General features: G+C 72.7%; 15 protein-coding genes and 1 pseudogene. 6 read left to right on the top strand and 10 right to left on the bottom strand.

Annotation, left to right across the window (positions count from 1 at the left end; all coding sequences use genetic code 11):
• Window positions 1-102: 102 nt before the first annotated feature.
• Both AB0J68_RS13795 and AB0J68_RS13790 read right to left on the bottom strand, forming a co-directional pair.
• A complete protein-coding gene (locus AB0J68_RS13795) occupies window positions 103-1,110 on the bottom strand; it encodes a CU044_5270 family protein (protein WP_355065382.1) in 1,008 nt (335 codons plus the stop codon).
• Complete coding sequence (locus AB0J68_RS13790; protein ID WP_363938631.1) at window positions 1,110-1,661, bottom strand: sigma-70 family RNA polymerase sigma factor; 552 nt, start codon at window positions 1,659-1,661, stop codon at window positions 1,110-1,112. Before AB0J68_RS13790 ends, AB0J68_RS13795 begins: the two co-directional genes overlap by 1 nt.
• On the opposite strand from AB0J68_RS13790, the gene AB0J68_RS13785 reads away from it, so the two are divergent.
• Window positions 1,652-2,401 (top strand): DUF4240 domain-containing protein, encoded by a 750-nt coding sequence (locus AB0J68_RS13785; protein WP_355065379.1) that lies wholly within the window; start codon window positions 1,652-1,654, stop codon window positions 2,399-2,401. The genes AB0J68_RS13790 and AB0J68_RS13785 overlap by 10 nt on opposite strands.
• Window positions 2,402-2,757: 356 nt before the next feature.
• Window positions 2,758-3,561 (top strand): HAD-IB family hydrolase, encoded by an 804-nt coding sequence (locus AB0J68_RS13780; protein ID WP_355065377.1) that lies wholly within the window; start codon window positions 2,758-2,760, stop codon window positions 3,559-3,561.
• A 119-nt stretch (window positions 3,562-3,680) separates the two neighbouring features.
• Here AB0J68_RS13780 and AB0J68_RS13775 read toward each other — a convergent pair.
• Window positions 3,681-4,271 (bottom strand): annotated as a pseudogene (locus AB0J68_RS13775) (oxidoreductase); the annotation flags it as partial.
• Window positions 4,272-4,497: 226 nt separating this feature from the next.
• Between AB0J68_RS13775 and AB0J68_RS13770 the strand changes: the two are divergent.
• Together AB0J68_RS13770 and AB0J68_RS13765 are read left to right on the top strand one after the other, a co-directional pair.
• Entirely contained in the window at window positions 4,498-4,701 is a 204-nt protein-coding gene (locus AB0J68_RS13770; RefSeq protein ID WP_354860625.1) for a hypothetical protein, read from the top strand.
• 120 nt (window positions 4,702-4,821) lie between these two features.
• Window positions 4,822-5,400 carry a hypothetical protein gene (locus AB0J68_RS13765; RefSeq protein ID WP_355065448.1) on the top strand — a complete coding sequence of 193 codons (579 nt, stop codon included), beginning with the start codon at window positions 4,822-4,824 and terminating at the stop codon, window positions 5,398-5,400.
• A gap of 236 nt (window positions 5,401-5,636) precedes the next feature.
• On the opposite strand, the gene AB0J68_RS13760 is transcribed toward AB0J68_RS13765, so the two are convergent.
• The 7 genes from AB0J68_RS13760 to ssd all read right to left on the bottom strand — a co-directional run bounded on the left by AB0J68_RS13760 (window position 5,637) and on the right by ssd (window position 11,050).
• A complete protein-coding gene (locus AB0J68_RS13760) occupies window positions 5,637-6,050 on the bottom strand; it encodes an Rv3654c family TadE-like protein (protein WP_363938626.1) in 414 nt (137 codons plus the stop codon).
• Complete coding sequence (locus tag AB0J68_RS13755; protein WP_363938635.1) at window positions 6,050-6,364, bottom strand: TadE family type IV pilus minor pilin; 315 nt, start codon at window positions 6,362-6,364, stop codon at window positions 6,050-6,052. Before AB0J68_RS13755 ends, AB0J68_RS13760 begins: the two co-directional genes overlap by 1 nt.
• 113 nt (window positions 6,365-6,477) lie before the next feature.
• Entirely contained in the window at window positions 6,478-6,645 is a 168-nt protein-coding gene (locus tag AB0J68_RS13750) for a DUF4244 domain-containing protein (RefSeq protein WP_234584142.1), read from the bottom strand.
• 22 nt (window positions 6,646-6,667) lie between these two features.
• Entirely contained in the window at window positions 6,668-7,231 is a 564-nt protein-coding gene (locus tag AB0J68_RS13745; protein ID WP_354860643.1) for a type II secretion system F family protein, read from the bottom strand.
• Between the two features lie 347 nt (window positions 7,232-7,578).
• Window positions 7,579-8,742: a hypothetical protein gene (locus AB0J68_RS13740; protein ID WP_363938623.1), complete on the bottom strand. Its 1,164-nt coding sequence runs from the start codon at window positions 8,740-8,742 to the stop codon at window positions 7,579-7,581.
• Complete coding sequence (locus AB0J68_RS13735; protein ID WP_363938621.1) at window positions 8,739-9,950, bottom strand: TadA family conjugal transfer-associated ATPase; 1,212 nt, start codon at window positions 9,948-9,950, stop codon at window positions 8,739-8,741. The genes AB0J68_RS13740 and AB0J68_RS13735 overlap by 4 nt, the downstream gene beginning before the upstream one ends.
• Window positions 9,947-11,050, bottom strand: a complete 1,104-nt coding sequence (gene ssd, locus AB0J68_RS13730; protein ID WP_355065384.1) for a septum site-determining protein Ssd — start codon at window positions 11,048-11,050, stop codon at window positions 9,947-9,949. The genes AB0J68_RS13735 and ssd overlap by 4 nt, the downstream gene beginning before the upstream one ends.
• Before the next feature lie 259 nt (window positions 11,051-11,309).
• Here ssd and AB0J68_RS13725 point away from each other — a divergent pair, with 259 nt between their 5' ends.
• Window positions 11,310-11,831 carry a SigE family RNA polymerase sigma factor gene (locus AB0J68_RS13725; RefSeq protein ID WP_354860633.1) on the top strand — a complete coding sequence of 174 codons (522 nt, stop codon included), beginning with the start codon at window positions 11,310-11,312 and terminating at the stop codon, window positions 11,829-11,831.
• 2 nt (window positions 11,832-11,833) lie between these two features.
• Window positions 11,834-12,988 carry a hypothetical protein gene (locus AB0J68_RS13720; protein ID WP_363938616.1) on the top strand — a complete coding sequence of 385 codons (1,155 nt, stop codon included), beginning with the start codon at window positions 11,834-11,836 and terminating at the stop codon, window positions 12,986-12,988.
• Window positions 12,989-13,059: the final 71 nt, after the last annotated feature.

The raw sequence follows: 13,059 nt of genomic DNA, 5'->3' as shown, positions 1-13,059 counted from the left end.
GGTGAGCGCCGACGAGACGATGTCGTACCAGGTGATCCGCCGGCCGCACTTCGGGCAGTCCGGTTCGTCGCCGCTGACCCACAGCGGCCCCGACGTCGGTGGTCAGCCGATCCGGTCGGTCCAGGTCGTGTCCAGGATCAGCTGGTACGCGCTGATCCGCACCGGGGCCAGCGTCAGCAGCTCGTGGGCGAGCAACTCACCCGTCCTTGGGTCGAAGATCAGCAGAGACTGCTGGTCGTGTTCGCGGTCGTCGAAGGTGACCGCCACGCCAGCCCGGCCCGCGCGATCGGTCACCCGCCCCCGCCAGCGGAAACCGGGCACGTCGGCGAGTACCCGCAGCACTTCCGCCCGGGTCGCACGCGGCACGACGTACCGCGCGTAGAGCGTACTGACCTCCTTGCTCGCCGCACCCGGGCCGTACTCGACCTGGAGCAGTTCGCGCAACTGCGACGGGTCGGCCGGCGGTGGTGTGAGCTCCATGGGCGGCAGGGGGATCATCGCCCCCGGATTGCCGCCGACTGCTGGACCCGCTCCGAGTTTGCGCTGCCAGTAGGCACGAGACTCCTGGTCCGGGTACTGCGGCTCCAGCTGCGTGTTGATCTGGCTGCCGGTCCCGTCGGCGGCCTGCCAGACCTTCGACTCACCGGCGAACGCGACGTGGTGACGGCCATCGGCTGAGGTCATCACCGGATCGCCCCACTCCTTCGTGTGGTGGTACATGTAGCGACCGCCGTGCAGGTCGTACTCCGCGTCCTTGATCTTGCTGGCCAGCGCGCGCAGCTGCGGGCCGGCCGCCGGTGGGTCGGCGTCGAACTGGTACGCGACCGGCACGAGCACCGTTCCCACCGCGCCACCGGGCCCTCCCGGACTGTCCGGCTTGTGCTCATCGAACGGCTGGAGGACGGCCACCGCGCCGGCCGCCACCGCCAGCGTCCCGGCCGTCAGGACCAGCCGGCGAGTCGGGCGTACGCGACGACGCCCGTCGTCCGGCTCGGTGGCGTCGGCCCGGTCGATCAGATCGCGCGCCGAGGCCGGCGGCGGTGCGACGGCGACGCTGCGCGCGGGGTCGGCCGGACCGAGGAGGGTACGGGTTCGCTCTGCTCCGAACATCACAGATCCTCTCGGGTGGTCGCCAGCACCGGACGCCGGGATGGAACCGGCCGGTCGGACATCGCTTCGCTGAGACGGCGGCGGGCGCGATGCAGGCGGACCGCCGCGGTCGCGCGGGTGCAGCCGAGAACCTGGGCCGCTTCGGACACCGTCAACTCCTCCCAGCCGATCAGCCGGAGGATCTCCTGATCGAGATCGCCGAGGGTGGCCAGCGCGGCCCGAACGTCGGCGATCCCCACGCTCGTGTCGGCGCCGGACGAGTCGGCCACCCTCGTCAGCTCGGCGGCGGTGATCGGCACGACGTCGGGGGCGGTACGCCGGGAGCGCCACTGGTTCGCCAGCAGGCGGCGGGCCACCCCGTACAGCCAGGGCAGGCTGCGGTCCGGAACCTCGCCGCGACGACGCCACGCGACGACGAAGACCTCCTGAGCGAGCTCGGCCGACGCCTCGGAGTCGGCGAGCCGACGCAGGCCGTACCTGACGATGTGCGCGTAATCGGCGGCGTAGAGGCTGTTGAACCAGCCCTCGTCGCGTTTCTCCGGTGGACCCACCCGAACCCCCATTGCCTCGGCGACCCTCACCCTGGCTTGTGTCGCGGGAGGCCCGACGATTACCGCCCGGATCGCTTTCGTGGTCCCAGCGCCCTCTCCTGTCAGACCCATCGTGGACACTCCTGGCCGTGCATGTAGGCGAGTTCTGGAGTGTCGTGGAGCGGGCACGAGCCGCGGCAGGCACAGCGGCGGACCAACCCCAACGCGACGGTCAGCCGAGCGCGGTCGCCGAGGCCCTGGTGGCGGAGCTGATGCGGCTCCCGCTGCCGCACATCGTCGCGTTCGACCAGGTGCTCGACGAGGTGGTGGACCAGGCCGACACCTGGGATGTCTGCGCGGCATGCTGGATCATCGAGTACGGGTTCCTTTCCGACGACGGGTTCTCCGACTTCCAGGCCGGGCTTGTCGGTCTGGGCAGAAGAGCGTTCGAGTCGGTTGTGCGCGACCCCGACTCGCTCGCCGACCATCCCGCCGTGCGGCAGATAAGCGCTTCGGAAGGCCGCGACCTGTGGATCGGCGACGAGGCTCTCCAGTTCGCCGCGGAGACGGCGTACGAGCAGCTGACGGGTAACTCCGAGGCCTTCTGGGACGCCGTCGAGGCAACGCGATCTGCGACCCCGCCAGAGCCCAGCCCGGAGCCTGACGACGATCGCTGGGACCTTCGCGACGAGGACGAGTGGCGAAGGCGGCTGCCTCGGCTCCTCGAGCTGTTCCGCGCCCGCCGACTCGCGATGGAGTAGCCGGTCAGCTGCTGTGGCGCGCTCCCATGGAAAGGGACGACCCCCGTCGGGGGGAGACGGGGGTCGTCGACGGTTCGGCTCCGGGGGGGTCGAGCCGAACCACTCAGCGGTCACGGGGGGTGCAACCGCCGAGGGTCTGTCTGTTTCGGGGATGTGAGAACTCGTCGTGCGAACAAGTCTGCCTGAGCGGACCCGTCACGTCGAGTGGTGTTCACTCCACTCAGCGCGAAAATCTCCTCGCGGAGTGTGAGCGCGGTCACGCCGACCGGAGTTGGAGGCGCCCGCCCGCAGGTCCGAGGGGTGGCCTGACCCCGGGCACCCGCCGACGATAGACCATCCGGCTAGACTTTCGCGCCGTGGGCCGAAGTGCCGCTTTCTTCGATCTGGACAAGACCGTCATCGCCAAGTCGAGCGCCCTGGCGTTTGGTCGGCCGTTCTACCGGGACGGGCTGATCACCCGGCGTGACGTGGTCAAGTCGGCGTACGCGCAGCTGATGTTCCGGCTGGGCGGCACCGACGAGCAGACCATGGCCCGAACACGGGACTACCTGGCCGCGCTCTGCAAAGGCTGGCAGGTGGAACAGGTCCGCCAGATCGTCGCGGAGACGCTCCACGAGCTGATCAACCCCTATGTGTACGCCGAGGCTGCCGCTCTGATCGAGGAGCACCAGGCGGCCGGGCGGGACGTGGTGCTGGTCTCCGCGTCCGGCGAGGAGATGGTCCGGCCGATCGGCGAGCTGCTCGGGGTGACCGACGTGATCGCCACCCGGATGGCGGTGCGGGACGGCCGGTACAGCGGCGAGGTCGAGTTCTACGCGGCCGGTCCGAGCAAGGTCGAGGCGGTCGGCGAGTTGGCCACCGCGCGCGGCTACGACCTGGCCGACTCGTACGCCTACTCCGACTCGTACAGCGATCGTCCGCTTCTGGAGTGCGTGGGTCACCCGAGCGTGGTCAACCCGGACCGGCAGCTGCGCAAGCTGGCCTCGGAGAACGCCTGGCCGGTGCTGGAGTTCCGGCATCCGATCCCGCTGGGTCGCCGGCTGCGGGAGCGGCCGGGGGTTCCGGTGGCCGCGGCAGCTCTGGGGGTCGGCGTGGGCGTCGCCATCGGCATCGCCTGGTACGGGCGGCACCGTCGCACCCGCTCCACCGCCACCGCCTAACACCCCGCCGCACCCCGCTCTCCGGCCGATCATGGACTTGTGGTGGGCGCCTTCGACGCTTTCGCGACTCTTGCAAGGCACCACAACTCCATGATCGACGCCCTGAGGGCGGGCGGTGCTCAGGCGGCGGCGAGGATCTCGTCGCCGATGGTGGTGAGCTGGTCGGCGCCGACCTCGACGGCCGCCATGTAGTGCCGTAGCCAGGAGCGCAGCCCGTCCGGGGTGCCGGTGGCGAACGCGCCGGCCGAGCCGACGTACTCGGGCTCCCGTTCCCGGTGACCGACGTCGACGCCGAGCAGGCCGCGCGGGTCGAGGCCGCTGGCGAGCAGCACCAGTCGGGCGGCACCGCGCGCCACGACGCCGGACGGCCCGGCGAACGGACGCAGGTTCAACAACTCTCCGTGTACGACGGCGGCGAGCACCAGCGGGGAGACCTTCGTGCCGCCGGCCACCAGAGCGGCGAGCCCGTCGAGGCGGGCGGCGACCACCGGGTCGGGCACCGGTCGGCCCAGCTCGGCCTCCCCCACGATGTCGCGAGCGGCGAGGACGTGCAGCCGGGCGAGTGCCTGCCGGGGTGCCTTCGGCCAGAGTTCACTCAGGCCGGGCAGCGCCCCGGCGACCCGCAGCGCCCCCTGGAGCACCGGGTCGGTGACGGTGCCGGCCCGGACCTCCTCACGCTCGTGGACGGCGCCTTCGAGCGCGATCGCGGAGTGCGGCTGCGAGACCGGCTGCCCGTCCTGCGTGCAGTCGCCGAAATGCGGCAACGGCAACAATCCGCTATCCAAGCCGGACGCGATCCGGGTGCTCGACGTGGTGCTGGAGAATCTGCCCGCCTGAGGCACCTTGCATGAATCCCGATGGCACTGGGCACAATGACATGGGAGCGCTTCCATCGATGCTTGTGTTCCAGTTAGCCCCCGCGCCCGAGGAGAAGCCGTGGCCGACACGATCGCTGAGACCGTCGACCTGCTCTACACCATCGACCAGGACCACCTCACCCTCGACCAGCAGATCGCACTCGGGGCGGCGCTGGCCGCCCTGGCTCAGGCGGAACGACTGGAGCAGATCAACGAACGGCTGCGCAGCATCCACCAGGTGCTCAACACCTGGTCGTTGCGCGCGACCGTGGACGGCCGCTGACCTTCGCGGGGCCGGTCCCGCGGGGCGGACCGGTCGGGGGTGGGAGCGCCAGGGCCACGGGCCGGCGGTGGTTGCCCGGCTGTGCGAGACTCCGGCGCACCATCCCCCTGAGGAGAACACATGCAGCTCGACAACTTGCAGACCCTGCAGCAGTTCCACATCCGCCAGCGGCTGCGGATGATGGTCAACCAGTACGAGGTCCGGGCGGTCGCGCCGGACGGCACCGAGGGCGAGTTGCTGGCGTTCGCGCAGCAGAAGCGGCTCGCCTTCAAGGAGCAGGTGACGATCTACACCGACGACTCCAAGCAGCAGCCCCTGCTCGGCTTCAAGGCCCGTCAGCGCATCGACCTCGGCGCGACGTACGACGTCACCGACGCGGCCGGCAACGCGATCGGCCTGTTCCGCAAGGACTTCGCCCAGTCGCTGCTCCGCTCCACCTGGCACGTCGAGCAGGCCGGCCTGCCGCAGGTGACGGGTCAGGAGCGCAGCCTGCCGGTGGCACTGCTGCGCCGGTTCGTCGACTCGCTGTCCTGGCTGCCGTACCACTTCGACTTCACCGCCGGTGGTCAGCCGATCTTCTCCGTGGTGAAGAAGTGGGGCCTGCGCGACAAGTACATCGTCGAGGTGCAGAACCCGCAGATCGACCGTCGTCTCGTCATCGCGATGGCCGTCGCCCTCGACGCGCTCCAGTCCCGCTGACGCACCCCGGCTCGCACCCAGCCACCCACCCCCTCGGCCGCTGACCGGGACAGGGCCCGCAACCCTGTCCCGGCCAGCCGGCCGCGGTCGGATCAGCCCGGCGGTCGGATCGGCCGGCGGTCGGATCGGCCGGCGGTCGGATCAGCCCGGCGGTCGGATCGGCCGGGCGCAACCCGTCGGCGCGACCCGCGGCCCGAAGACACCGGCCAGCCCGGTGGTATCCAGCAGGGCCTTGTTCAGCCGCGCACCGGGCCGGCGCGGGCCGTCGACGCGGCGACCCGGGTCAGGCCCGGAAGGGGTGTGAACGCCACTTCGACGGTCACCAGCACGTCCAGCCCGTCGAGGAGACAGTCGATCAGGCGGCCAGCGTTGCGGTGGGCGATGTCCGCGGCGGACGCGCACGCCACCGCGTCGCCGTCGAGCGCCCGGGCAGCGCCGGCCAGCGCACCGAGATCAGCGGCCACCGCCGCCCGCTGAGCCGCCATCCCCGCTGCGGCGACGGCGGCACCGAACGTCCCGACCAGCACGAAGACCAGTCCCAACGCGAGCAGTAGCAGGGTGGCGCCACCTCGCTCCGCGTCCGGTCGACCGCCATCGTGTCGCTCATCGTTCGGGCCGTGCCCGCGCGACCGAGCGTCAGAATGCCGCATCACCAACTCCCCTCGCTGGCGCCTGGTTCCACGGCTGCGACCGCTGTCGCGACAACGGTGATCCGTGGTAGCCGGCCGCCCAGCGCGCGGACGGGCGCGCGGACCGTCGCCTGCACCTGGTCGCCGTCGACCGACACCGACACCTCTGCTCCCGGTGGCGCCGCGCGCTCCCCATCTGCGCTGTCGGCCCCCCGGGCGGCGGCCAACGCCACCTCCCGGGCCGTGTGCAGGCAACTCGCCTGGGTGCTGACGGCGTTGACCGCGGTCAGGCCGGCGAGCAGCAGCAGGAGGAGCGCCGGCAGGCCGGCCGCCAGCTCGGCGGTGAAGGAGCCCCGGTCGCCGCCGACGAGGTGGGCCGACCAGCTACCGTCGCACGCCCGCCCGGGGGTACCCGGTTCCCGACCATGGCCGACCTGCCGGCGCCCGATCACTTGAGCGCCCGGTCGATGACCGCGGTCAACGCCGACTGGACATTGCCGGAGGTCAGCACCTTCAACAGAATCCCGGCGAAGGCCACCGCGGCGAGCGTGCCCACGGCGTACTCGGCGGTGTTCATCCCGTCGTCGCCGCGGAGTCGGGCGATGAGTTTGCGCATGCGTCTTTCCTTTCTCGAAGGGTCAGAGCACGTCGCCGAGGACGGCGACGATCACCGGCACCAGGCCGGCGAGAATGAACGCGGGCAGGAAGCACAGCCCCAGCGGCAGCACGATGAGTACGCCAGCCCGGCGGGCCGACGCCTCGGCGGCGGTGGCCCGGTCGGCCCGCAGGTCATCAGCGAGACGGGTCAGCGCACCGGCCAGCGCGGCGCCGCTGTTGGCCGAGCGGAATGCCGCCGCTGCCATCCGCTCGGCTCCCGGCACCCCGTCCAACGCCGACCACGCCTCGACCGGGCCACCGCCGAGGAGCAGGGTGCGGCCGACCCGGGCCAGTCGGCTGGCGAGCGGGCCGTCCAGCGCCTCGGCCACGGCCAGCACCGAGCGGTCCACCGGCGCACCCGCCCGCATCGCCGCCGCCAGCAGGTCAGCGGCGAGCGGCAGGTCGGCGGCTTCCCGGAGTCGCCGGCCGCGCGCCGCCGGGGACTCGATCCGCCGCAGCAGCACGTCCAGCAGGACCGCGGTCGGAACCGCACCGAGCAGCCCGAACCAGCCCCCGACGACCACCGCCACGGCGAGCCCGGCCATCCCTGCCGCGAGCCGGATCGCGTCCGGTCTCCGCCGACTCTCCACACCGCCGCTACCCGAGCCGCCCTGAGCCAGCGAACCGCCCTGAGCCAGCGAACCGTCCCGAGCCAGCGAGCCGCGCCGACCCGCCGAGCCGGCTGGGCGCTCCGAACCGCCCGGGGCGGCCTGGCGCTCCAGGCCGTCGGGGCGCACGGAACCGTTCCGACCCGGCCATCCGTCCCGGCCCGGCCAGCCGCCCTGGGTCACCCGCCGGGGTGGGCGAGCCGGGCCGCGCTGGCGCAGCCGCAGCGGCACCACGAGAAGGGCTGCGACCACCAGGCCGGCGACCACGAGCAGCACCGGGGACATCAGGCGGCCCGCCCCGACGCCGCGCCCAACCGCTCGGCCCAGAACAGGCCGACAATCTGTAGGGCGACCGCGAGGACCGCGCAGACCCCACCGACCGTGCTGTGCAGGAGCACTGCCAAGGGATCGACCCCGATCCCGTAGCCGAGCGCGATCCCGCCGAGCGGCAGTGCCGCCAGCAACCAGGCCGTGGCACGGGCACCCGCCGCCTGTGCCGCTGCGGCGGCCAGGCCCCGGTCGGTCGCCCGGGCGTCCGCCTCGATCCGCTCGACCAGTTCGGCCAGTGGTGCGCCGGTCCGGTCCGCCAGCCGCACGGCGGCCGAGGTCAGCTCGCTAAGCCGGTCGACTCGGCCCGCCCCCTGGACGGCGGCGATCTCCAGGGTTGGCGGGACGGGCAGGCCCGCCCGGAGGTCGGCGGCCAGACCGCAGAGCAGGTCCAGGCCGCGCCGCCGAACCAGCTCTGCCTGCCGGCTCGTCCTCCAGCGGAGCAGGGCGCGCACGGCCAGCGTGCCGTAGCCGGCCACCGCGACCGCGGCCACCGGCCCGGCGGATACGGCACCGACACCTGCCCCCACCAGGCCAACCAGCAGCAGCACACGCCTCGGCGACCGACGCACGCGTACCGGATGGGCCGCGTACGACCCACCGGCCTTTTCGTCCGCCGGGTCAATGAGGCGGTGGTCCGCCGGGTCGACCCGGCTGTGGCCCGGATGCTCGACGGCCACCAGGGTCTCGGTCTCCGGCCGGGCGGTGCCAGCCGGGCGGCGAGGATCCCGACGGATCGGCGGACGTGCCGGGCCTGCCGGTCGCGTGGATCCCCCCGGGCCGCCGGTCGCTCTCGGGCGGCTCGGGCTGTCGTCAAGGTCCCGAGTGGACCAGGCGACAACCGCCCGCCCGCTGCTGGACGCCGACGTGCCCGGCGGGTACGAGAGGGCACCCGGCTGGGCCGAGGCCGACCCGCCGCCGAGCTCATCAGTCGGCCCGCCCTGCCCACGAGCGAGGCCCCTGATCCATTCCACCAGGGCGTCGTCCGGGTCAGCGCCGGTGGTGCCACGGCCCGGTGCCAGCACTCGGCGGCGGCGTGCCCGGACGCTCTGCACAGGCCAGGCCACCAGGGCCGCGGCGGCCAGCAGCAGCGCCACCACCAGCGCAGTCCCGCCGGTCATGCCGGGCCTGCCGATCCAGGCCACGGCTCGCTGAGGATCGGGGGCACCGCCACGCCCCGGTCTCGCAGCAGCGTGCCGAAGGTACGCGCGGCCAGCCCCAACCCACGTCCACGTACCCAGGCGGGCACCACGGTGGCCAGCCGCTCGGGCCCCTCGGGAAGCAGCAGACAGATCGACTCCAGGACACGACCCCGGTCTCCTCGGCGTACCTGGAGCAGCACCTGGAGCGCGGCGACCACCTGGGCATGCAGCGCGGCGCGGGGCAGCCCGCCCAGCATGCCGAGCGCCTCCAGCCGGGCCGGCACGTCAGAGGGGGTGTTCGCGTGCAGCGTGCCGGCGCCGCCGTCGTGCCCGGTGTTCAGGGCGGCCAGCAGGTCGACCACCTCCGCGCCCCGGCACTCCCCGACCACCAACCGGTCGGGGCGCATCCGCAGCGCCTGCCGGACCAGGTCGCCGAGGCTGACGACGCCCGTCCCCTCGACGTTGGCGGTACGGGCCTGGAGCCCGACCACATGCGGGTGCCCCGGTTGCAGCTCGGAGGCGTCCTCCACGAGGACGATCCGCTCGGTGGCCGGCACCAACCCGAGCAGCGTGTTGAGCAGTGTCGTCTTACCCGAGCCCGTGCCACCGGTGACCAGGTACGCCAGTCGGGCCGCGACGACGGCGGCGAGCAGTGGCGCCACCGGCCGCGGCACGGTCCCCTGGCGCACCAGCTCGTCGAGCGTGAACGGGCGGTGCCGGAATGTCCGCAGGGACAGGTAGGGCCCCTCGGTCGCCACCGGCGGCAGCACGGCGTGCAGTCGGGTGCCGTCGGGAAGCCGGGCGTCCGCGTACGGGGAGCCGTCGTCGAGCCGCCGCCCGGCGCTGGCGATCAGTCGCTGCGCCAGCCGGCGGACGTCCTCGACCGAGCCCACCGGGACCGCCACCTGGTGCAGCCCCGCGCCCCGGTCGACCCAGACGCGGACACCGTTGACCAGGACGTCGGTCACCTCCGGATCGGCCAGCAGCGGGGCCAATGGCCCGGCGCCGACGAGGTCGTCGTGCACCCGGTCGGCGATCCGCAGTACGGCGTTGTCGCCCAACACCGCCGCGGTGGGCTCGGCGCGTACGGCAGACACGATCGTCGCCGGAGTGACCGGGTCGGTGGCGGCGGCGATCCGCTGCCGCACCCTGGCCGCGAAGGTGGCGTCCTCCGGCCGGCCGCTCATGCCGCACCCGTCGCGGGGACGCCGGTGAGGTCCGCGACGATCCGCCGGCAGAGAGTGGCGAGCGGGCCCTTGCCGGCCGCCGCCGGCGCCTCGCCGCGTTCGAGACCCCGGCAGAGCCCGGGTTCGGGGCGCAGCGTGCCCGCGAGCGGAAGCCCGAGTGCCCGTGCCACCTCGGTGGCGCGCAGGCGGCCCGGGGCGGGCCCGCGCACCACCACCGAGAGCGCGGCGCAGTGTGGGGCGGCCGCAGCCACCACCCGGGCGGCTGCCGCGGTGGCACGCAGCTCCGCCGGCACGACGACGAACGCCTGGTCGGCTGCCTGCAACGCGACCACGGCGGCGTCGTCCAACTGTCGGGGCAGGTCGATCACCACGAAGTCCCGGCCACGGTGCGCGGCGTCGACGGTCGCCGCCATCGCGGCGGCGGGCAGTGCCAGCATCTCGCCGCGATCCCAGGAGAGCACCACCAGGTCGCCCCGGCTGGGCAGCGCGTGGACCAGCGCGGGCGCGTCCACCCGCCCGTCCGCGTCGGTGAGCGACGGCCAGCGCAGCCCTTCCAGCTGCTCCCAGCCCAGCACGAGGTCGAGGCCACCACCGAGCGGGTCGGCGTCGATGAGCAGGGTGCGCAGTCGGGCCCGCGCCGCGGTCACGGCGAGCCCGCCCGCGAGCACGCTCGCCCCGGCACCGCCCCGGCCGCCGAACAGCGCGACGACCCGGGCACCCGGGCCGTCCGGCTGGTCGGGGCCCTGCTCGGCCAGGCGGTCCACCAGCCAGGGCTCGGCGGCGGGCAGTGCGGCGACGTGCTCGGCGCCGATCAGCTCGGCGATCTGCCAGCCGGGGTCGAGTTGGCTGGCCCAGCCGACCAGCACCAGCCGCGGCCGCTTCGGCAGTCGGGCGCGCAGGCACGCCTGCGCCTGGTCGGCGCCGAGCAGCACCAGCGGCGCGGGACCCCAGCGGGTGCGGGCTGCGGCCGGGTCGGCGGCGAGCTCCACCTCGGTGCCGCCGGCGGCGGCGAGCCGGAGCAGGTCGTCGAGCAGGTCGCCGTCGCCTGTGACGACCAGCGGGAGCCGTCGGATCGGCGGAACGGAGGTACGGGGTGCCATCGCGGCCTCCAGCGCTCGGGATCAGATGCACCGCTGACCCTGCTCGCGATCGGCCCCGGGCACCGGCCCGAGCACGCCACCTGTGGACAACTTTGGGTGCTGTGGACAACGCCCGGGGAGAGAGTTGATCTGCTAGGCGCGCGGGCCGAGGTCACTGTTGCGCCAGCAGGATCGGCCCATCGCGCGCGCGAACTGACGCGCACCGGTAAACCAGCGGACGTGTCGCGGTGTCCTGCTTGATGACGAGACCGGAGGTCAGATGCGAGATTCGCGGGGCGCGGAGTTCGACGAGTTCGTCCGTACACGCTCGGGTGCGCTGTTGCGTGTCGCCTACCTGCTGACGGGCGATCGGCATGCCGCAGAGGATCTGCTGCAGGAGGTTCTGGAGCAGATGTACGTGCGCTGGCGTCGCGTGCAGGCCAGTCCGGAGGCCTACGCACGACGTGCACTGATCAACCGATCGATCAACCGGTGGCGAAGACGTAGGCGGCGACCCGAGCAGACCTTGGACGACCACGACGTTGTCACGCGGGACCACGCGGACGACATCGCGCTTCGCCGGGCGGTCGTCGCGGCACTGCGCGACCTACCGGCTCGGCAACGCGCGGCCGTCGTGCTCCGATACCTGGAAGATCTCCCAACCGCCGACGTTGCCGCAGCTCTGGGCTGTTCCGAGGGAACAGTGAAGAGCCATACCTCGCGCGGATTGGCTCGCCTGCGGACGGCGCTTGCCGGGCCAGGTCTCGTCATGTCCACCATCGAAAGGGAGAGTTCGCGGTGAACATGAGTGACAACGACGTGCGGGAGGTCCTGCACCGGGCAACCAGCCACCTCAGTGGTCGACCCGACCTGTTGGAAAATGTGCGCCGTGGCGGCCGGCGGCGAGTCCGGCGCTTCCGGGTCGCGCTGACTGCCGTCTGCGCCGCCGTCGTGGCTGTCCCCCTGGGGGGTGCGCTCACGGTCCCGGTCTGGCGCGACACGCCCGAGGTGACCTCGCCGATGTTCAACGAACCGACCAAGGGCGACCTGGCTGGTGACGACGCGTACCTGCGTCAGGTCCGTGCGGCATGGCGGCGGCAACTGGAACGCTCGGGCGATACGCAGATGCCGGGTGACCCACACGTCGTGTGGGCGGGAAGGACGCCGGCCGGCCCTGCTGCCTACGTCGCTTACGCCAGCACGACCGATCGGAACGAGGGCGCGGGGGACAACCACATCGGATGGGCGGCGTTCGTCGAGCCAACCGGGGGTGGTCCACAGGTCAGGGCGATCGAAGCCCTCACCGACGACCCACGGCAGCGTAGTACGCAGGCCGCATTGCTCGGGGCGGAGCGCGACGTGCTCCTCGTCCTCGACAGCGGGCAGCCGATGGAGTTCTCGCCCGAACTGCGGTACACGCCGGACGGCAGGATCAGCCGCACCTACCAGCCGGTGAAATTCGAGGACGGCGCGGCGATCCTGCGGATACCCCCGCAGAAGACGAAAGTCACCGTCGCTCTCTCCTTCACGCCCGTGAGCGAACGGAACACCGTGCAGATCCTCGGTGCCGCAGACGTCCTCTTTTCAAATGAAGGCGGTCGCCGGGACGTACAGCGAATCAAAAGAACCCTGCCGGGTGCCGAACAGGTGTGGGGCGGCGACCCCAGTGATCCCCGATACGAAGGCGACCGGTCCGTTTACGAGGTCAGCGCCGGGCCCGAAGCTCTCGCCGCATGGGACGATGTTGCCGGCCTCCATGCCCCGGGAGACGCCCCTGAGCTGTACGTCTACGGGGCGACGGCCGACGGTCGACGGTTACTCCTGCAGAGCATCCAGTACGACAGCGACCCCGCTCGCGTCATTGCGCTGCTCGCACGCGGTGATGCTCCTCTCGAAGCCGTGGCCAGCGCGTTCGCCGACTGGACGGCGCCGTTGGGTGATGGCGTTGCAGGCCCGTAAGGCGGAGCTCTTCAGCAGCGTCCTGGACGGCGGCGAGTTCGCCTCCGCGCAGCTCACCGCGGGCGATATCA

It is taken from the genome of Micromonospora sp. NPDC049580 (genome assembly GCF_040675595.1).
In the GTDB taxonomy this organism is placed as follows: domain Bacteria; phylum Actinomycetota; class Actinomycetes; order Mycobacteriales; family Micromonosporaceae; genus Micromonospora.
Note: the sequence above shows the minus strand (reverse complement) of the source record. Positions and strands in the feature narration are given on the sequence as shown.

Coding starts and splice junctions, on each gene's coding strand:
- AB0J68_RS13750 (WP_234584142.1), bottom strand. CDS start 6,645: ATGCGCAAACTCATCGCCCGACTCCGCGGCGACGACGGGATGAACACC.
- AB0J68_RS13745 (WP_354860643.1), bottom strand. CDS start 7,231: ATGGCCGGGCTCGCCGTGGCGGTGGTCGTCGGGGGCTGGTTCGGGCTG.
- AB0J68_RS13725 (WP_354860633.1), top strand. CDS start 11,310: ATGCGAGATTCGCGGGGCGCGGAGTTCGACGAGTTCGTCCGTACACGC.
- AB0J68_RS13735 (WP_363938621.1), bottom strand. CDS start 9,950: ATGAGCGGCCGGCCGGAGGACGCCACCTTCGCGGCCAGGGTGCGGCAG.
- AB0J68_RS13720 (WP_363938616.1), top strand. CDS start 11,834: ATGAGTGACAACGACGTGCGGGAGGTCCTGCACCGGGCAACCAGCCAC.
- AB0J68_RS13765 (WP_355065448.1), top strand. CDS start 4,822: ATGCAGCTCGACAACTTGCAGACCCTGCAGCAGTTCCACATCCGCCAG.
- AB0J68_RS13760 (WP_363938626.1), bottom strand. CDS start 6,050: ATGCGGCATTCTGACGCTCGGTCGCGCGGGCACGGCCCGAACGATGAG.
- AB0J68_RS13795 (WP_355065382.1), bottom strand. CDS start 1,110: ATGTTCGGAGCAGAGCGAACCCGTACCCTCCTCGGTCCGGCCGACCCC.
- ssd (WP_355065384.1), bottom strand. CDS start 11,050: ATGGCACCCCGTACCTCCGTTCCGCCGATCCGACGGCTCCCGCTGGTC.
- AB0J68_RS13740 (WP_363938623.1), bottom strand. CDS start 8,742: ATGACCGGCGGGACTGCGCTGGTGGTGGCGCTGCTGCTGGCCGCCGCG.